This is a genomic window from Bradyrhizobium retamae, from assembly GCF_001440415.1.
Classification (GTDB): domain Bacteria; phylum Pseudomonadota; class Alphaproteobacteria; order Rhizobiales; family Xanthobacteraceae; genus Bradyrhizobium; species Bradyrhizobium retamae.
The window spans coordinates 159,478-177,984 of the sequence record NZ_LLYA01000046.1 but is presented as its reverse complement, the minus strand read 5'-3'; the positions used below and the strand labels follow the sequence as shown (position 1 = coordinate 177,984).

Here is an 18,507-nt window from a genome sequence, read left to right as displayed (position 1 = left end):
AAGGTCATTTGACACGTAGATGCTTGCAGACCCACGACATAGTCGGGTGGTTTTGATCAATATGACGCGCGGCGAGACGCCGGCTTCGGCCGGTCTTGCCCCGCGGCACGTCAGTTTCTCGTTGCTGCAGACGGGCTTGGAGATGTTCGCCGTCGCGTCGACCCTCATTGGCGAATGCCAGCCGTTCGGGATTAAGGGTCAGCAACTCGTGTACTCGATGACGCAGCTGGACGTTGACGCTCTTTCCATTTGGCACGATCGGCGGTTTACGGACAATCTGGCTTCACGCGAGACCGGTATCATTTTCTTTGGAGGAGGTTGGCTCGAAGAAGATATCTTCATTGCCGCTCTGCAGGCCGCCGAGCGTGGATATGACGTACGCCTCCTCTCGGACCTGATCGCGACGCGTGTCGATGCGGATCGTTCACTTGCTCTGGATCGGATGGCGCTTCATGGCATCTTGGCGACCACGGTGCGCCAGATGCTGCTGGAATGGGCGGTATGTCTGCATGATCCGCTTTTAACGCAAAAAGTTCAGCAGCTTCTATCGTGATCTGGGTTACCATCGGCAAGTCCGCCCACGAAAGATCGTCCGAACGACCCGGGTCTCTTTGATCGCCTGTTCGTCTACAGTCAGCAGATCCCGGTCGATCAGCCCCATATCGGCCCGCTATCAGCACGAGCCACGGGTGTAGGCATAGAGCATGGTCGACTGCGGCATGCGCTAGAGGCCAACGGTCGCTGATCCGAGGTCTGGCGGAATTTTAGGTCTAGAAAACTCAGCGACGTGGAAGGCTGAAACAGCACAACGATCAATTCATCGACGCCTGAAGCGACCGCGTTCATTTGACGTTCCTTGTTCAGCTGCGTGGCAACCGGTCATGTACGAGCCGAAGGAGAAGGCTGGGCGCCTCGGCGCCGGAATCACTCCGCAGCCGGTGCGACGGCGTTGAGGTCAACTTGGCCGACCGTTCCGTTCATCTCGCTCTGCGGTCGTGAGCGGCTCGGCAACATTTCTCAGGATCGTGGCGCGGCAGTTGGCTATCATCTCCTTCGTGTACTTCTCGCCGAGGTAATCCAGAACGAAGGTCCCGCCATAGTCCGACTCATAGGCGACACCGCTGGTTAGCCGTCGAGGATTGTGCCGACTTCGCGGAAGCGATCGGAGTACTGGGCGCGGATAACGTTAACCACGTTCATCGAGTGAACTGCCTCGTCGACAGTCACTTCCCTTAGCCAACGAACGAATCTATCGTTCCCAAGTCCGGCATAAAAATCCTTATCCGCAGCATAGGCGTGGCAGGTGCACATTTCATCAAAGGCGATCATAACCATCAAAGAGAATTCGTCTTCAGGTATTCATTGATTGCACTAAAATTTTGTGATCGAGCGTCCAATCCCTCCCAAAGATCCTTTTCGGATCGATCAGGGACGAGCTCCATAATCTGGATAAAGCCCTCGGCGTGACGCTCCTCGTCCGCGGCCCAGGCATCAAAGAACGCCGCAGCTTCCTCGGTAGAGATCAAGTTGCGGATGGAAAACTTCTTTTTCAGATGCCTCGCGTCAGTATACAATTCTGGCCACAACTTGTTCCAACGTGCGCGCAAAACGGATAGATCTGCGGTGAAAATCACCGGCGTCAGAGCATTGAACAACTCTTTGGGACACCAATTCCGTCGAACCGGCGTGATCGTCCGACTCCTCCGAATCACGAACGGTACGAGCAGTCTGGCAGACGCATTTTCTTCCCGAACTCTCGCAAAGCATATTTGCTACACGATGTTGTCGCCTCCTTGTTTTGGTGGCCTGCAATTCCAGGCCGCACTCCGTCAGAACTCGCCTGAAGCATCGCCTTGACAGCTCAATAGAAGCCCAGCGCGGCCGTCATTGATCTCGGTCAACTCGATCACCAAGACGAATCCGAGTGTACTGTCGAGGGCAGCGTGGCAAGGCTTTTTTCGCAAGCCGCTCACGTCAATCGCTCGGTGGGGGCTCGGGCAGGTACCTTCGATTAAATCAATGCAACGCCACTCGAGGTGGTGTTAACCCTCGAACATGCGGGCCTCATCAGGCGGCAGCCCGACTCGCCGCGCAGCATCGAAGTGCCGGTCCTCCTCAGCAACTACCCGTCTTGGATGCCAAACCAATCAGTCAAAACCTCTGTCGAGGTACTAGACCCGCCCAGGAACAACCGTGCGTTCAACTCGGGAACAGATCCCGCGGCCTAGGCGGCACGGCAAAGTGCGCGAGGCTGTTCATGGCAAACCGTTTCCGCTAACGGGATCGCGCAAGCTGGCCGCGCAAGGGTGGACCGCTGACATCAGTACTAACGGAGGAGCGGCGGATTACAAACCTTCGTATAGCCCTCCAAACCCTTTCAATATTGAAGGCTTACTTACGTACAATTGAGCCATCAATCGCAATAGTTTTAGTCTCGTCGAGAATCGGGCCGGAGCGCCCTGAATGGCTCTCGGCGCAAGGAAGTAAGACGAGCTGACGGACGATTATGAAGTTCTATCGCAGGACGCCACGCGGTCCGTCGATCTGCATCGAGTGTCGTCGATCCCTAGGGTCGCGCTACGAGCAAGATATCTCCACCCGGCAGCCCTATTGCGACTACGATTGCTATCTTCGCTACCGGACGAAGAGTCTGTTTGCGCCTTGTCTCGCTGTCGCACGGGACCATGGACTCGCGCCTGAGTATTTGGCTCACCTCGAAACCCTCAGTTCGTTCGCAGCGCTTGCTGCCGTTTCCTACTGGTATTCGATTGTGCTCGCCAAAGCCGCTGCGGTTGGGCGAACCGATGATGGTTGAAACTTCTAAGATAGCGAGACTGATTGCTCCGACAGAGAATCCCAGAGTTGAACCGCTAACGATGTCGCAATCCGCAATGAGTATTGAGTACCTTCAGACGAGTGAATTTGGTTGAGAAGTTTCTGCGATTTTGAAGATGATTTCCTTGAAGCTGGAGGGCATTGATCAGCATGTGCGGGATTATCGGCATCTTGGGGCGTGGTCCGGTCGCGGGGCAGCTGCTCGAGTCACTCAAGCGACTGGAATATCGCGGCTACGATTCCGCAGGCGTCGCGACGCTTGAAGGCGACCATCTCGAACGCCGGCGTGCCGAGGGCAAGCTGAAAAATCTCGAGGCGCGGCTACGCGGTGATCTGCTGTCGGGTCATACCGGTATAGGTCATACGCGCTGGGCCACCCATGGCAAGCCGACTGAGCGCAATGCCCATCCGCATGTGACGGACAATGTCGCCGTCGTCCATAACGGGATCATCGAGAATTTCCGCGAGCTGCGCGCTGAGCTAGAGCAGAATGGCGCTAACTTCGCCTCCGAGACCGATACCGAGGTGGTGGCGCATCTCGTCGAATCCTATCTAAAGCATGGCTACTCGCCGCAGGACGCAGTGAAAGCGTTGCTGCCGCGGCTGCGCGGCGCGTTCGCGCTGGCATTCCTGTTCAAAGGTCATAACGATCTCATGATCGGCGCGCGCAGGGGTTCGCCGCTCGCGATCGGGCATGGCGACGGCGAAATGTATTTAGGATCGGATGCTATCGCGCTCGCGCCCTTCACCGATACAATCACCTATCTTGAAGACGGCGACTGGGCCGTGCTTACCCGCACGATCTGCGTCATCTATGATTCGAAAGGCGCCGTCGCCCACCGGGAAACGCTGAAGTCCGGCGCGTCATCGCTCCTGGTAGACAAGGCGAATTATCGCCACTTCATGGCCAAGGAAATTCACGAACAGCCGGAAGTGGTCGGGCAGACGCTGGCGCGTTATGTCGATATGGCCGCCAAGCGCATCGCGCTGCCGTTCGAACTGCCATTCGACTTCTATGACATTAAGCGCATCTCGATCACGGCTTGCGGTACCGCAAGCTATGCCGGTCACGTCGCCAAGTATTGGTTCGAGCGGCTGGCCCGTATGCCGGTCGAGATCGATGTCGCCTCCGAACTCCGCTACCGCGAAGCGCCCTTGCGCAAGGGGGATCTCGCGATCGTCATCTCGCAGTCCGGCGAGACCGCCGACACGCTGGCCGCGTTGCGCTACGCTAAGGCGCAGGGGCTGCACACGGTTTCCGTGGTCAACGTACCGACGTCGACGATTGCGCGCGAGAGCGAAACCGTGCTGCCGACACTGGCGGGCCCGGAAATCGGCGTCGCCTCGACCAAAACTTTCACCTGTCAGCTGATGGTGATGGCCGCCCTTGCGGTCGCCGCAGGCAAAGGGCGCGGAGAATTGTCCGACCTCGATGAATTGAAGCTTGTGGGCGAGCTGATCGAAGTTCCGCGGCTGATCGCTGCGGCGTTCGCGATCGAACCGCAGATCGAGAAGCTCGCGCGCGACATCGCCAAATCGAGCGCTGTGCTCTATCTCGGCCGCGGCACGTCGTTCCCCTTGGCGCTGGAGGGCGCGCTGAAGCTGAAGGAAGTCTCCTATATCCACGCCGAAGGCTATGCCGCCGGCGAGCTCAAACACGGCCCGATTGCGCTGATCGACGAGAGCATGCCTGTGGTGGTGATCGCTCCTTACGACCGGGTTTTCGAAAAAACCGTCTCAAACATGCAGGAAGTCGCCGCTCGTGGTGGCAACATCATCCTGATGACCGATGCGACAGGGGCTTCGGAAGCGACGGTGGATTCGCTCGTGACCATTGTGCTGCCAGACATGGCTGCAACCTTTACACCCATGGTCTATGCCATTCCGGTGCAGCTTTTGGCCTACTATACCGCTGTCGTGATGGGAGCGGACGTCGATCAGCCACGCAATCTCGCGAAATCGGTGACCGTAGAATAGGCGGGCAGGGCCAAAGTCGCGGTGGTCGTGAGCCTCCGGCCAATAGGCCTTCGTGTTCGGTTATGTCCGTTCTGTGCAAGCCAAAACCGAGCAGATCCTCAATTTCTCTCCTATCCATGTTGATGCCGATCGTCGTTGCTGCGTGCGTCCATATCGCCTTCCGGACATGAATGGTTCGCATCTCGAAATGCGAGAATGACCTCAAAAGTACAACTGGGGTTCAGCTCCCGGACCGGGATTCAGGGACGGCGCGATCCATAGGAACTTTGTCTGCCGTGCATCGGTAACTGAAAGTCCGGTTGAGTTAGTCGGCTACCACCATGGCCGGGCGCTGCTGATCCGGCGGGTCAGCGCGGCGACTTCGGCGAGATCGCCGTCCAGGTCCCACCGCAAATTCGGCTTCGTGAGCTTTTACTCATGTTCGTCGCGGCAAGCTTCGTGACCTTGGCGCTTTCAGTGTGCGCCCGACCGTTCCATCGCTGGCTCCAAGCGCTTTCCCATCGTCCGCGGCCATGTTCGATATTCGCGGTGTGCATGATCGGTGTCCACCGTGTGCAATTCCTATTAAAAGTGCCGCGATCCCGCTGGAAGGTGTGGCATCCATTCGTTCTTATCTGTGCGAAGAGATCAGGGAATTCCCCGAAGTATCGAAAGTCGGAAGACCAATTTGCTCATAAACTACCGCTTCGCGACGATTTACACAGACTCATTCTGCCGCTGGCGCGATTTGAGCGACTCACGCTAGGCTATTATCCTCCAACAATCCCAATGCGAGGGAGAAACGAAATGGTTGCTACCGCCCACGAACTGCCCACGTCAGGCTACGCGCTTGAAGTGGATGGTCGATTGAAAGCCGAATTTACGACCAAAGTCGGAGCAAAGACAGGGGCAGAAGATCTGAAGAAGCGCTTTCCAATGCTTCAGGTAAGAATTTACGATGCGCAGACGATGACTCGAGAAGAGGTATCGCTTCCGCGAGCTTAGGTGCTCATCGAAAGGGGACTGGCTCCGAGCCGCACAAGGTGTCGGCCCCTATCGCTTGGTCCCTGGCGGTCGTCCGTGAAGAGCTGTCCAAGCCATTGAGCGGGAGTCGATTTTTTGGAGCGGAGCTCACGGGTTGTTCTGCGGGTCATCATCGCGGCTTCTGCGAAATAGGGCACGGATCGGAGTCTCGCGCGGCGGTCGGCCCGCTTGCACAGCTGGCGTCGGCCAGTTCGCCGATATAATCGCCGCCCGCGTGTACAACTTGATGCATCGTATTCGTGCCCTCTTCGGGATCGGCTTTCAGGAGCGGGTCTCAAACCAATCGGAGTTGCTGAGGTAAAGTCGAACATTGGGCTAACTTCACTGATCAGTGCGAAACTGCTAGAGTCCATTGGTCCGCACTGAGGATCTGCCGTCCTGCCCATCCTGGCGACGTGCAAATACGGCGAAGAAGGGCGGGCTGCTTAAAGCGCAAGCGGCCGCACCGATTCCGCCTTTCTGGGAACGAAAGCGCCGCCGAGACCGATCGCTACCTCCTCTAACTTGACGAAGTCGCCGAAGCTCTTCAGCTCTTTAGGGTCTTTGTTTTCCGCGGTGAGGGCGAAGCCAACATAGCCTGTTTCGTTGTCCCTCCTAATGATAGTTCTGTGTCCACAGGAATGGCGGCGGCATCGCACGCAATGGTGGCGCCTTTTCCTCAGACAAATCAGAGACTGTCGTGTTAAGCCGTAAGCGGTCCCAAATCACACGACCGTTAACGCGCTTGGGGCGTGGCATGCGGCCGTCGGCGACCATCTAGCCGAACTTGCTCGTGCCCACGTTGATGTAGCGTCCCGCTCTCGTCGCGGGACATGCGGCGCGGTGGGTAGATGATCGGGGCTTAGACTGATCGTCTATGAGATGATCCAGAAGTCGATGGGCAGCTAGATTACTCTCCGGCATCTTTGTTGGCCCCGGGAGCATCTGAACGCAGGCGAGGGCCAGAAGGCTATCGCGAAGTGGAAGCAACGTGAGACCGTCGCCCGCGGGTCGGGGCGCCAGGGTCAGGACCCGGGCACGTTGATCCGCCACACAGTCAGCCGGCCCGAGTGAAGGCCAAGCTCGTCCAGTGTTTTGATCTGCATAAGCGGTCCTGCCCGCTGGTCAGAGACGCAAACTGTGCGTGTGGCGCAGCGGCGACCGCCAGATCCACAGCACCGACGCCGCGCCCAGCACGCTACTTGCCAGCAACGTGGCACGCAGGCCCAATGCGGCACCCGCCGCACCGCCGACCAGCGCGCCCAGTGGCGCCAGCCCCCACACCACGCTCCGGATGCTCGCGTTCACCCGGCCCTGCAGCCGGTGCGGGGCCAGCGCATATCGAATAGGGACCTGCTGCACGTTGTAAATTCCTTGGCCAACCGACAGCAGGAACTGAGACAGTGCCACGCACACTACCGCGGCCCACCACGGCTGGGAGAGAAGCGCCGCCAAGCTCATGCCTCCAGCGCCGAGCGCCAGCGCAACCGTCAGCAACGGCCCAAGCCCGATCGCACGTCCCGCCCACGGTGCGGTGACCGCGCCGACGACGCCACCGAGTGCACCGATGCCGAGCACCACGCCGACAGTCCCGCCCTCTAACCCCAGATCTTTCGTCAGGTGCAGCAGGAAGACCGCCGAATATGCGTTGTACCAAAAGATGAAGGTGCCAGTGGCCAACGTGACTGCCCGCAGAATCGGGGTGCCGAACACGGTGGTCAGCCCTTCGGCCATTTGGCCGAGTAGCTGGGTCGACCCGGCCGCTGAGCCGGCAGCCGCGCGCATCGGCACGAGCGACAGCAACGCGGCGGCGAGCAGGAACGAGGCCGAGTCGGCCAGGATCGCGGTCGGCGCGGAGAACGTGCTCACCAGCCAGCCGGCCAGGAACGGACCGGCTGCCACCGCGCTTGCGCGGCAGTAGGAGCAGGGCGGCGGAACAGTGGGCGCGGCTCACGCTTCAACGGTCGATGTCGGTGCCGATAGATAGCCCAGCCGGGCCAGTTCACTGCCGGCAATCCGCTCGAACTCCGCGATCTGAGCGCGCGTCAGATCCTCGGCGTAGCGACCGAGCCGGCCCGAGTGCAGCGGTTTGCCAGCGGATTCGGCCGCCGGGTGGCCGTACGGATGGTCGAAGAGCGCGTGCTGATACTCGGCGTGCCGCAGCACCGCCTCGTCCCAAGGCAAGCCGAGGTGGTCCATGATTTGGACTTAATCCAGGTTGAAGGCACTTCCTTTGTTGGCAATGCGCGCGGCGTCCTGGGAGACTTGCGATGGGCTACCGCCAACTGCTGCAAGAGGATTTCACGGTCCAGGCCGCGCTTACAGCAAACTAACTGAGGCCGTCCGTCCATGCTGCCGAGGTCTATAGTCTCGGGGACTGAGAGCCACAAAAAATTGACCCTGCGCCCACAATCAGGCAACGCCCGCGCGTGATCGGCGTGTGCCCATGCTACGCATTTCGATCGGATCGCAATTCGCACTTAGTGTCAGAACGCCGCGATACTCGCGCACGATTTCGATGTCAGCAACATAAGTTTCGTCGCCTTATCGAGTAACCCACTCGCCGGGCATTGACGGAGGCCACACCGGTTTCCACGACCTGGGCTGCAAGAAGGCTGGGACTCTGGATCGCATTCACGGTCGAGACGCACCGAGATGGCCGAGACGAGGAGATCTCCAGAGAGTCAGAGTGGCGGCCTGGATTGCCGTGACGGGTGTATAGCCGCGAGAGAGGCTCGCGGTGCCCGTCGCGGAGAACCGCGATGTCCAGGCACAACCAAGTTTCGCAGAGCAGCCCCAGCCGGACCAATTTTTATGACGAGATCACGAATAGACTCATTGCCGAACTAGAGGCGGGGTGTGTGCCCTGGGTCCAGCCGTGGGGAACGGCCGCGGCGAAGGCGCCGCTTGCCATGCCTCACAATGCAGCAACACATCGGCGATATAGCGGCATTAACATCCTGATCCTCTGGAGCGCTGTGGTCGAGCGGGGCTTCTCCGGCCAGAGCTGGCTCACCTTCCGGCAGGCATTGTCGCTGGGTGGCCAGGTCCGCAAAGGAGAGCGAGGAACGACCGTCGTCTATGCTGACCGCTTCGTGCCCGAAGAGGAGAGGAAGCGGGCGATTGAGGCGGCCGACGAAGCCCAAGCGATTAACTTTCTGAAACGTTTTACGGTCTTCAATACCGACCAATGTGAAGGGCTGCCAGCCGAGGTGTCGACTATGGCGCCTCTCCCGTTACCTCACATGATCGAGCCGCAAGTCGAAGCGCTGATTAGTACCAGCGGCATCGATCTTCGAATCGGCGGTAACCGAGCTTTCTATTGTCCTTCTGAGGACTACGTTCAGGTGCCATGTCCGGCTGCCTACTTTGAGCCGATCAATTGGCACCGCACGGCTCTGCACGAGTTGGCTCATGCCAGCGGCCACTCCTCACGGCTCAACCGGGATCTATCCGGAAGTTACGGCACCAAGAAATATGCCTTCGAGGAAATCATCGCGGAGATATCCGCTGCATTCTGCTGTGCTTCGCTCGGCATCGTGCCGACCGTGCGGCATGCGGACTACATTAGTTCGTGGCTTGAGGTGCTCCGCGAAGACAATCGCGCGATCGTCCGCGCCGCTTCGCAGGCGAGCAAAGTCGCAGATTATCTGCTCGCGTTCTTGCCTGATCTCGCCTCGAGCCCGGCGGAAGAACCCGCGCGCTGCGAGGCCGCGTGATGCTGTTCGACGCTTCCGAACTGGCACACCGCCTCGCGCGCGAGGCCGAGGCGGTGTGCCGCCACTATCTCTCCAATGGTCGGCGCGTGGGGCGCTACTGGCTGGTCGGCGACGTCCGCAACACGCCAGGCCGCTCGATGTTCGTGCGGTTGCAAAAATCTCCGAAGGGACCTGCGGGCAAATGGACCGACGCCGCCACGGGCGAACGCGGTGATCTCCTCGACATCATCCGCGAAACCTGCGGCTTCATAGAATTCCGCGATGTCGTGGACGAGGCAACGCGCTTCCTTAAGCTGCCTCGGCCGCACCCGGATCTCCCAACGAAGCCGGTCCGCGCAACAGTAAAGGCAGGATCGCCGGAAGCGGCGCGGCGGCTGTTTGCGATATCTCGGCCGATCGACGGAACCCTCGTGGAGGAATATTTGCGCGGACGCGCCATTTTCGAGCTGCACTACGGAGCGAGCCTGCGCTTCCAACCACGCTGCTACTATCGGCCGGATGAGGACGCGCGGACCGAGATTTGGCCTGCAATGATTGCCCGCGTCACCGATCTCGATGGCCGGATAACAGGCGCGCACCGGACCTGGCTCAATCCTGAGGGTTTTGACCCGATCCGGCTCGGCAAGGCGCCGATCGACACACCACGAAGGGCAATGGGCGATCTGCTCGGCAACGCAGTTCGTTTCGGTACGGCGAATGATGTGCTTGTCGCGGGCGAAGGGATCGAAACCATCTTGTCGCTGCGCTACGCACTGCCTACCTTGCCAATGGCCGCCGCACTATCGGCCAATCACCTCGCTGCCATGCGGCTACCGCCGACGCTGCGTCGCCTCTACATCGTCCGGGATGCGGATGCGGCGGGAGACGCGGCGACGGCCGCCCTCAGGCTGCGCTCGGAGGCTGCTGGTATCGTGGCGATCGCTTTGTCTTCTCGGTTGGGAGATTTTAATGACGATCTCCGCACGTTCGGCATCCACGAGCTTCGAGCGGCCATGCGCATTCAACTCGCGCCGCAGGACGTTACCCGCTTCTTGGTTATGGCGGAGAGGGGATAAAAGCTGGCGTTGCTACCGACGTCTTCACGGCAGGTCGATGGGAGGTCCATGCTGCGCCGAGGAGAGGTCGCGCCCTGGCCTTCTAGAGGGCGATCGGACAGCATTCGGACCGGACCGGCAATGGCTGCGCCCGGCTATTTTCCGCCGGCGGTGTTCACCCCACGAAGAAAGCTTCGCGGGGCCCCGGCCACGCGCCTTTGCATCGCGAAACAAAATAGCCGGACTTCGCCATCCTCCGCTATCGCTGCGGCCCTTCGCTTCGCTTCGGCTTCTGGTCCGTTCCGCTCGCCGTCAGGTGATCGCCACGAAGGCCGCGATTGGCGCGGCCGATCCGGGCAAAGGACCTCGACCATGACATCCGATCGCAACGACATCGATTTCGAACCAACGCACGGCTCATTCCCGATGGATCACGTCATTAGCGAACTTCAGCTCTTTGGCTACCGTCCTTTCAACGACGAGCCAGACCCGAGGCCGCTTCCCGAAGGCAAGATGATCGCGGGTGCTGTCGCCGATATCTTCGACGCCCTCGTCGCAACCCTAAGCGACACTCGCCTCGAGCCGGATCTCGATGACCTGCTCTGGTCGACGGTCAACCTGTTCCACCGTGCAACAGAACGCATCGAGCGCGAGCTCGACAGCAACGAGCAAGCGCAGCGGAAGAGCCAGCGTGAGCAGGACGGCTCGGAAATCAGATCGGTGGAACTCGAGCGGCTCACGGCCGAAGGCATCACGCTGGTCGAACGTCGTAACTGCATGGAGCTCTTCCGCGATCAATCCATCGAGAGCTTCCAGGTCCATACCGGCTCGCCCTGGCGTCCTCGCTCTGGATCGCTGGTCAATCATCGCAAGCTTACTGCGGCGATGATCGACTCCAGGGATTTCCTCGCCGCCAAACACCGGGCGGAGACCGCAGTGTTGCTGCCGGCCGGCCCCAAAATTGCCCTGACCGGTGGGCTCGACTTCAACGACCATCATCTGATCTGGGATCGACTTGACAAGGTCCACGCCAAGCATCCTGACATGGTGCTGCTGCATGGCGGCTCGCCGAAAGGCGCCGAACTGATCGCCGCCAAATGGGCGACCAATCGCAAGGTGCCTCAGATTGCTTTCAAGCCAGACTGGACCAAGCACGCCAAGGCCGCACCGTTCAAGCGCAATGACGCGATGCTGGAGATTCTGCCGATCGGCGTCATGGTCTTCCCCGGCACTGGCATCCAGAGCAATCTCGCCGACAAGGCGAAACGGCTCGGCATCCCGGTCTGGAAGTTTGGCGATGGCGGCGCGTGAGCGCCGTCCATGCCGATTTCGAAATCTCCCTGCATAGGGCTAGCGTCGTAACCGACGCAATCGCGCCACCCGAGCATATTCGCCACCTCGAACGTGGTTAGACAGTGAGCCGCACTTCTAACTAGTTCCGGCTTGAGTAACCTCGCGTCGAGGTGGTGGTGGAAGGCGCGAATTACTCTCGGACTTCCTCAATACCTTCGCATCGGCCTATTCTGCTCCGATCTTTGCTCTCGCTGTAGACGCCCTTCCATTCCTGGTTAGGTTCACTGCCGGCGTGATGGTATTTCATAGTGCGCAGGCACCATCGGCGCGTTGCTCGTCGGCATCGCTGCCGCCGCGCTTGATGCTCCTCATCGGTCAGATCACCTTCGCCCTGGCGCCGTCATTCGTCTTGCGCGCCGTCATCGCGGCAGTCTTTGCCATTCCGGCGGCCATTGCCGGTTATCATGTGATCCTCGGATATCGTACGTTGGGATGCCATCCCCGCTCTGGCGCGAGATCTTTGGCTGCATCGGTTCGATCTTCATCGGTGACACAGGCGCGCATGACCGTCTTGGCCGAACTTGGCCATCTTCAGTCAGTCAGGGCAGGGCGAGTTCTCGCGGCCAGGACGGTTATAGCCCTTCGGCTCGGCGCCCAGGGTTCTCCTCAATCGTTAGGTGCGTCGAAATCGCCAACGACGGGTATCGCAGCGAGAGGCGGTCTCCTCAGAGTAGTACACGGCCATTATGCCGATCATTCGCGACCCTGTGAGTGTCGAGGCGGGCGTTCTCTAACGGCTATTTCGGGGCGGCCGACGCCCGACTTTTCCCGCACGTTGTTTCCTTTCTTCGCCTGAACCTCTCGACCTCTTGTACAGGACGACCGACGTCCGCCGCCCGTCTCCTTAAGGCTGTTCAGCGCACGGACGCACCTTGCCTCTTGATGGCTTGATCTGGCCGAAGACCGGCTCCGCCTCGATCGTCTGAGCCGCAACGCCGCCGTTAAGACTTTCTTCCCCTGGGCTCACGCCCATTCCTCGCGAGCCAAGAAAGTCTTGCGGCTAGCGTCCTCCGCTACGCTCCGGCCCGCGAGCGGGTGCGTCGCCGATCGTCATTCGGCCTCTCGATCACCATCGAGGCCGCGGTGGTCGCGGGCTCGAAAACTCAAGGAGAAGTGACATGGCTAACATCGGTTCCTTTAAGAAGGTCGGCAACGATTTTCAGGGCGAGATCGTCACCCTGAGCGTGCAAGCGAAGGGCGTCCGCATCGTCGCCGAGCCCAACCGCACAAACGAGAACGCGCCCAGTCACCGCGTCTACGTCGGCCGGGCCGAGATCGGGGCAGCCTGGTCGAAGCGCTCAGAGGAGGGCCGCGACTACCTTTCGCTCAAGCTCGATGATCCTTCGTTCAACGCGCCGATCTACGCGAACCTGTTCGAGGATCAAGACGATGGTCATGCCCTGCTCTGGTCGCGGCCGCGGAAGAACGGCGACTGAGGTTCTCTCCACCGAGCCCCGCCCGACCCACTCGGGCGGGGCCTTTTAGCCGTACGACGGAAGCCGTTAATCTTTTGTTTACCTGAACTTAGGCCGACCGATTCGGCGCGGCGTCTCAATTCGTGCCCCGAGTTTGCCGCAGCCGAGTCGGTGAAGAGTCAACCTTATGGGCGGCAAATATACTGCATCGCGATCGGCGCGACTCACCCTATTTCTCGGCCACTACAAACGCGTTCACCGCTTCACTGAAGCTGACGATGGCGAGTCCGTTCATGTTGTTTCCCGATCCACAAGCGGTGACGCTTAAGCGCACTTGCCTGGCGCAAATGATCATCAGCCTTGCCGCGCTAATGTCGACTGGCGTCCTGCTATCGAAGGTCGTGACGGTGATGAATGGGTTTCATTAAAGGCCTCGGCCAACTCAGGGCAGAGCTGCCGGAAAGGCTATAAGAATTTGAGGGCCGGACTGCACGGTGCCCAAGGCGCCATGCGGTCCGGCCCAACCATTGATCGTTCCATTCAGACCAAAGCGAGGTCGACGATTGCAAACGTTGCCGCAGCAGGCATCTTGCTCGGAACGAGCAGAAGGTCGTCGAAGACTTACTTCTTCATCTTCTTCTTTTTGGCCTTTTTCACGGTGGTCTTCTTCGCCTTCTTCGCTTTCTTGGCCATATGCCCCTCCGTTAAATCTCAAATGAGATCGCTTACTGCGCAGACCGGAATCGGCCCGCACACGAGAAAGCGTACCACGGAATATGCAAGATTGACATTGAGACGTCTTGTTCGTGGGGCTACCGCGTTCGAGTGTCTGCCGTGGGGCCAGCACGGGGGCGAGAGAAGGGTTCTCGCAACCACGGCCGATTGGCATTATGTGATCCGGTGTTGGGCGATCCGCAGAAACGCCAGCAGAAACCTGCGCGGGCATGATCTCGACACTGGCGGACTGATGCAATCGGCGCCTGAAAGTACCCGATGGGCCGTTCTGTTGCCCCATTTGGCCGAAACGATCAGCGCTCCGAAGTGCTTTCTAGCTTGGGGCAGGCCCTGAACCATCCCGTCATGTCTTCGCACCGCCGTACGCGCGATGGCGTCGCTCGCCTTGATCCGGCAGGCTATGACGCATGCGACTGGGCGTGGGAGTTCTTGCGCCGGAACAAAGACTATATCGCCGAGTGGCGAGGCTCCGTTCCTCGACGTCTGCCGTACATCAGACTTAGTGATGGGACGTGGCTGTTGCGGCTGCGGCGACGCTTTCCGCGCGCCGAACGATGGGGACTTTATGCCTTTGCCGACCCCGCGCTATGTGCCCGGCAGGCACCGGTGTTCTGGCACGTCGATGCCCTGAAGCGGGTGATCCGCCTCAACGCCCAAATGCGAAATGGCAACGAAAACACGCCGCCGTCCACGCTTGCGGACTTCAAGTTCAATCGAACGGCGGTCATCGGTGTCGACAAGGTCCCGTTGGTGTTGGTGAAGGGAGCGGGCGTTCATGTCCCCCTCGAAATCCGCGGTCTTCCTGCCCTAACTGCGCCATTTGCGCCGGTCTTCGAGCTCCATGGCCTCGGCGACCTCTCCGCGCAAATCGAGCTTCTGAAGCGGCTGAAGCGTTTCACCGAGCCTGGCCAGAGGACAATACAAACGCCGCCGTTCGCAAGCGACGAACGTCTGCATCACGCCCTGATCGCGCTCGATGAAAGCCTGGGGGGCAAGACCTACCGCCAGATTGCAATCACGATCTTCGGGGAGAAAAAGGTTGCGGAGGAATGGCACGGGCACAGTCAATTCCTGAAGGATCGCACGCGACGGCTTGTTGCCAAGGGAACCGAATTGATGAAGGGCGGCTATCGCGATCTCCTGAGCTAGCCGCTTCTTGTCGCGGCTGCTTGACGAGACTTGCTTTCTCGGGATGGCGAAACAGACCCTGCCGCATTCGCCACTCCCAATCAGGTTGCCAATGTGACGACGCTTCTTCTCACGCCTCGTGCTTGACGAGGTAGATGATAAGGAGCATTGGAAATGACGAAGAGTGACGACGACCAAGGGTCCGATAAGCCGTTTCTCAACACGGTAGAGGCTGCCGCCTGGCTGCGCCTCACTAAGAATACCCTTGAAAAAATGCGGGTGAACGGAAGAGGGCCCGCCTACCGCAAGCACGGACGCTATGTCCGCTACCACATCGAAGACCTCATCGAATATTCGGAAGCCAATAAGCGGAGGTCAACCTCCGATGCTGATTGATCGCGCAAGTCCCTGGCGCCAACTGGCCGTGCTCTCGGCCATGTGCGCCAGCATCATCGCAGTGCTGATTTCCTTCGCGAACGGGATGCCGCTGTTGATCTACAATGCCTCGGGCAGCGCGCCACTCGGCTTCTACTATCTGGAGCAACGGCTGCCCGCGCACGGTGAACTGGCGCTGTTCAGACCGCCGCCGGCTATTGAACTCCTGATCATCGCGCATGGCGTTTTGCCGGGGCCGGTACCTCTTCTGAAGCAGGTGGCTGCGGCCGGCGGCGATGAAGTGTGCCGCGCCAAAGCGCCGATCGAATCGGTCCTGGTCAATGGAAAAGTCATTGTAGAGGTGCTTCAGAACGATCGAGGGGGACGGCCCCTGCCAACCTGGGAAGGCTGCTTGCGGCTTGTTGAAGGAGAATTTTTCCTGCTTCAGCCGCACCCTCATTCGTTCGACTCGCGATACTTCGGCCCGGTGCTGCGCTGCGACGTCCTGGGCGTGGCGCATCCGCTCTGGACCTGGCATCCAGATATTTGAAGTTGCCCATGACAGCGATCGTGCGTGCGCGCACCTTCCCCGGTATGCCGCTGAGCTTTCGTTCGGGCAGATCGCGAACCTGCGGTCAAGCAAGCTCTTCCATTGAGACCAACGGGTGAACGAGCGAACGAGCGAAGCGGGAGGGCAAGATAAAAGCACTGGCGCCAGAGCGCGCCTAAGTCGTTGTCTGCACATCCAGGATTTGTCGCCAGCCGTAACGGCATTGTCGCCAACGAGGTCTGCGTCTTGCGACAAGGCGAGAGAGCACGCACATGCTCCAGCGCAGAGGGCGGCGATGTCGGATATCGACGATGAATTCAGGGTCAAGCTCGGGCGCATCGGCAACCGCCGCGGCCGCAAGACCGTCGGCTATGTCAAACGCGTGCGCAAGATCGCCGCAAAAGTTGGCGGAGAACGGCCGCGCCGAAGCTCGGCTTTTACCGGCTCGCGGATTGGCCGCGGTCACGCCCAGGGAACGGTGTCGGCGAGCCATCGTTCGGCGGGTGCGCGCCGCGTGGTCATCAAGGCGCGCATTGTCCGCATCAAGCCGGGCGATAACGGCGCCGTCAGGGCGCATCTGCGCTATGTGCAGCGCGACGGGGTGACCCGCGAAGGCGACCCCGGCGAGTTGTATGACGCGAGCAGCAACCACGCCGACGGCAAGGCATTCGCGGAGCGGGGAGAGCAAGATCGTCACCAGTTCCGGTTTATCGTCGCTCCGGAAGACAGCAATGAGCTTGCCGACCTCAAGCCGTTTGTGCGCGACTTGATGCAGCAGATGGAGGCCGACCTCGGCACCCGGCTGGATTGGGTGGCGGCCGACCACTTCAACACCGGTCATCCCCACAGCCACATTGTGGTGCGCGGCAAGGACGACCAGGGCAAGGATCTTGTGATCGCGCGCGATTACATCGCTTATGGCATCCGCGCGCGGGCCAGCGAGCTCATCACCCGCGAGTTGGGACCTGAGAGCGAACTGGAGGCATTACGCAAGCTAGAGAACGAAGTGGGCGCCGAGCGGCTCACCCGGCTCGATCGTGCTATCCTGCGGGACGCGGATGGGGAAACGTTGAGGCTTGCCGCCAAAGCTGAGCGCGATCCGCGGCGGTACGCGATGCGGATGGGGCGGCTACGAACGCTGGAGCAGATGGGCCTGGCGGAGGAAGCCGCGCCGGGCGTCTGGCGGGTCATGCCGGAGATGGAGCCGGCGCTGCGGCGGATGGGCGAGCGCGGCGACATCATCAAGACGATGCATCGCGATCTGACCGCCGCAGGAATCCACCGTGCGGCCGGCGACCATGTGATCTTCGATTGGAAGTCCGGCGCCGCGCGGGTGATCGGGCGGCTGGTCGCAGAAGGGGTCTCCGATGAGTTGCACGACCGTCGATACGTGATCGTGGACGGGATCGATGGGCGAACCCATTACGCCGATCTCGGAGTCCGGCAGGCCACCGACGAACCCTTGATCCGAAAAACGATCGTCGAGATTCGCGCGCGCGACGTCAGCCCGCGCGAGGTCGACCGGACCATCGCGGAGGTTGCCGGCCGCAACCGTGGCGTCTACAGCACCAAACTGCATCGGGAGTTCGATCCGAAGGCCTCCGGGGAGTTCATTCAGTCGCATGTCCGCCGGCTGGAAGCTATGCGGCGGCAAAGCCTCGTCGAGCGCTCAAGTAACGGCGACTGGTCCGTTGGTGCGGATCACCTCGAACGCGCGGGTCAGTTCGAGGCCGCGCAGCGATCGCGCAACCCCGCGCGGATCACCGTGTTGTCCTGGCAAAGCCTTGACGAATTGCCGGGCGCGTCCGGCGCGACGTGGCTCGACAAGCAACTCGTTGCCAGATCGCCGGAGGTGATTGCATCGACGGGACTGGGACCGGAGTTCGAGGGCGCGCTTCGTTTGCGGCGGCAGTGGTTGCTGGAGCAAGGCCTTGCGCGCGAGCAGGGTGGACGGATCGCTTACGCGCGCAGTCTGCTTCAAACGCTGGAGCGGCGAGAACTAGCCGAGGTCGGCGCGCGCATGACGCGCGAGACCGGTCTTGATTACGCCGAGACCAAACCGGGCGACCGGATCATAGGTACCTATCGCCGTACGCTGACGCTTAACAGCGGCCGCTTCGCGCTGATCGAGCGGGCGCGCGACTTCAGTCTCGTGCCATGGCGGCCAGTGCTTGAGCGGGCCAAGGGGCAGGCCGTCACCGGCGTCGTCGGCGGCGAGGGGATTTCATGGTCGATCGGACAAAAGCGCGGCTTGGGCTTATAGGTCCAGATTAGCACCAAATTGTCCTGGTAAAACATTGATATATAAGAAAGTTATACTATTTTAGCGATACTAGTATAACGATCTTGCCCTTGAGTTCCAGCGGTTATACTATTTCCGCATA

16 protein-coding genes are annotated in these 18,507 nt (G+C 60.3%); 12 read left to right on the top strand and 4 right to left on the bottom strand.

The genetic code is table 11. The features are described from left to right. Positions 1-46 precede the first annotated feature (46 nt). On the top strand, positions 47-553 hold the full coding sequence (locus CQ13_RS08225) for a cysteine hydrolase family protein (RefSeq protein WP_197427276.1): 507 nt from the start codon (positions 47-49) through the stop codon (positions 551-553). A gap of 572 nt (positions 554-1,125) precedes the next feature. Here CQ13_RS08225 and CQ13_RS45405 read toward each other — a convergent pair. Together CQ13_RS45405 and CQ13_RS45400 are read right to left on the bottom strand one after the other, a co-directional pair. Continuing rightward, positions 1,126-1,335: a hypothetical protein gene (locus tag CQ13_RS45405; RefSeq protein WP_245309077.1), complete on the bottom strand. Its 210-nt coding sequence runs from the start codon at positions 1,333-1,335 to the stop codon at positions 1,126-1,128. Next, positions 1,335-1,655, bottom strand: a complete 321-nt coding sequence (locus CQ13_RS45400) for a hypothetical protein (protein ID WP_245309076.1) — start codon at positions 1,653-1,655, stop codon at positions 1,335-1,337. Before CQ13_RS45400 ends, CQ13_RS45405 begins: the two co-directional genes overlap by 1 nt. 1,330 nt (positions 1,656-2,985) lie before the next feature. Here CQ13_RS45400 and glmS point away from each other — a divergent pair. Continuing rightward, on the top strand, positions 2,986-4,812 hold the full coding sequence (gene glmS / locus CQ13_RS08215) for a glutamine--fructose-6-phosphate transaminase (isomerizing) (RefSeq protein ID WP_057842481.1): 1,827 nt from the start codon (positions 2,986-2,988) through the stop codon (positions 4,810-4,812). 786 nt (positions 4,813-5,598) lie between these two features. Next, entirely contained in the window at positions 5,599-5,796 is a 198-nt protein-coding gene (locus tag CQ13_RS40680) for a hypothetical protein (protein ID WP_082637368.1), read from the top strand. A 1,143-nt stretch (positions 5,797-6,939) separates the two neighbouring features. Here CQ13_RS40680 and CQ13_RS08205 read toward each other — a convergent pair. Then, on the bottom strand, positions 6,940-7,716 hold the full coding sequence (locus CQ13_RS08205; protein ID WP_156433572.1) for an MFS transporter: 777 nt from the start codon (positions 7,714-7,716) through the stop codon (positions 6,940-6,942). 48 nt (positions 7,717-7,764) lie between these two features. Further along, entirely contained in the window at positions 7,765-8,013 is a 249-nt protein-coding gene (locus tag CQ13_RS08200) for a hypothetical protein (protein WP_057842479.1), read from the bottom strand. A 563-nt stretch (positions 8,014-8,576) separates the two neighbouring features. Between CQ13_RS08200 and CQ13_RS08195 the strand changes: the two genes are divergently transcribed. The 9 genes from CQ13_RS08195 (at position 8,577) to rlxS (ending at position 18,386) form a co-directional block, all read left to right on the top strand. Then, positions 8,577-9,533 carry an ArdC family protein gene (locus tag CQ13_RS08195; RefSeq protein WP_057842478.1) on the top strand — a complete coding sequence of 319 codons (957 nt, stop codon included), beginning with the start codon at positions 8,577-8,579 and terminating at the stop codon, positions 9,531-9,533. Continuing rightward, positions 9,533-10,588, top strand: coding sequence for a DUF7146 domain-containing protein (locus tag CQ13_RS08190; protein WP_057842477.1), 1,056 nt, complete (start codon positions 9,533-9,535; stop codon positions 10,586-10,588). The genes CQ13_RS08195 and CQ13_RS08190 overlap by 1 nt, the downstream gene beginning before the upstream one ends. 351 nt (positions 10,589-10,939) lie before the next feature. Further along, positions 10,940-11,878: a DUF2493 domain-containing protein gene (locus CQ13_RS08185; RefSeq protein ID WP_057842476.1), complete on the top strand. Its 939-nt coding sequence runs from the start codon at positions 10,940-10,942 to the stop codon at positions 11,876-11,878. A gap of 1,160 nt (positions 11,879-13,038) precedes the next feature. Continuing rightward, positions 13,039-13,356, top strand: coding sequence for a DUF736 domain-containing protein (locus CQ13_RS08180; protein WP_057842475.1), 318 nt, complete (start codon positions 13,039-13,041; stop codon positions 13,354-13,356). Between the two features lie 272 nt (positions 13,357-13,628). Further along, positions 13,629-13,763 carry a hypothetical protein gene (locus CQ13_RS46395; protein WP_283807496.1) on the top strand — a complete coding sequence of 45 codons (135 nt, stop codon included), beginning with the start codon at positions 13,629-13,631 and terminating at the stop codon, positions 13,761-13,763. 826 nt (positions 13,764-14,589) lie between these two features. Then, positions 14,590-15,219, top strand: coding sequence for a DUF2285 domain-containing protein (locus CQ13_RS40670; RefSeq protein WP_197427275.1), 630 nt, complete (start codon positions 14,590-14,592; stop codon positions 15,217-15,219). Between the two features lie 153 nt (positions 15,220-15,372). Beyond that, on the top strand, positions 15,373-15,594 hold the full coding sequence (locus tag CQ13_RS08165) for a helix-turn-helix domain-containing protein (RefSeq protein ID WP_057842472.1): 222 nt from the start codon (positions 15,373-15,375) through the stop codon (positions 15,592-15,594). Further along, positions 15,584-16,123: a S26 family signal peptidase gene (locus CQ13_RS08160; RefSeq protein ID WP_057842471.1), complete on the top strand. Its 540-nt coding sequence runs from the start codon at positions 15,584-15,586 to the stop codon at positions 16,121-16,123. The genes CQ13_RS08165 and CQ13_RS08160 overlap by 11 nt, the downstream gene beginning before the upstream one ends. A gap of 295 nt (positions 16,124-16,418) precedes the next feature. Then, a complete protein-coding gene (rlxS, locus tag CQ13_RS08155; protein ID WP_057842470.1) occupies positions 16,419-18,386 on the top strand; it encodes a relaxase/mobilization nuclease RlxS in 1,968 nt (655 codons plus the stop codon). Positions 18,387-18,507 lie beyond the last annotated feature (121 nt).

Coding starts and splice junctions, on each gene's coding strand:
- CQ13_RS40680 (WP_082637368.1), top strand. CDS start 5,599: ATGGTTGCTACCGCCCACGAACTGCCCACGTCAGGCTACGCGCTTGAA.
- CQ13_RS08160 (WP_057842471.1), top strand. CDS start 15,584: ATGCTGATTGATCGCGCAAGTCCCTGGCGCCAACTGGCCGTGCTCTCG.
- rlxS (WP_057842470.1), top strand. CDS start 16,419: ATGTCGGATATCGACGATGAATTCAGGGTCAAGCTCGGGCGCATCGGC.
- CQ13_RS08185 (WP_057842476.1), top strand. CDS start 10,940: ATGACATCCGATCGCAACGACATCGATTTCGAACCAACGCACGGCTCA.
- CQ13_RS08165 (WP_057842472.1), top strand. CDS start 15,373: ATGACGAAGAGTGACGACGACCAAGGGTCCGATAAGCCGTTTCTCAAC.
- glmS (WP_057842481.1), top strand. CDS start 2,986: ATGTGCGGGATTATCGGCATCTTGGGGCGTGGTCCGGTCGCGGGGCAG.
- CQ13_RS46395 (WP_283807496.1), top strand. CDS start 13,629: ATGTTGTTTCCCGATCCACAAGCGGTGACGCTTAAGCGCACTTGCCTG.
- CQ13_RS08180 (WP_057842475.1), top strand. CDS start 13,039: ATGGCTAACATCGGTTCCTTTAAGAAGGTCGGCAACGATTTTCAGGGC.
- CQ13_RS08200 (WP_057842479.1), bottom strand. CDS start 8,013: ATGGACCACCTCGGCTTGCCTTGGGACGAGGCGGTGCTGCGGCACGCC.
- CQ13_RS08195 (WP_057842478.1), top strand. CDS start 8,577: ATGTCCAGGCACAACCAAGTTTCGCAGAGCAGCCCCAGCCGGACCAAT.
- CQ13_RS45405 (WP_245309077.1), bottom strand. CDS start 1,335: ATGGTTATGATCGCCTTTGATGAAATGTGCACCTGCCACGCCTATGCT.
- CQ13_RS08190 (WP_057842477.1), top strand. CDS start 9,533: ATGCTGTTCGACGCTTCCGAACTGGCACACCGCCTCGCGCGCGAGGCC.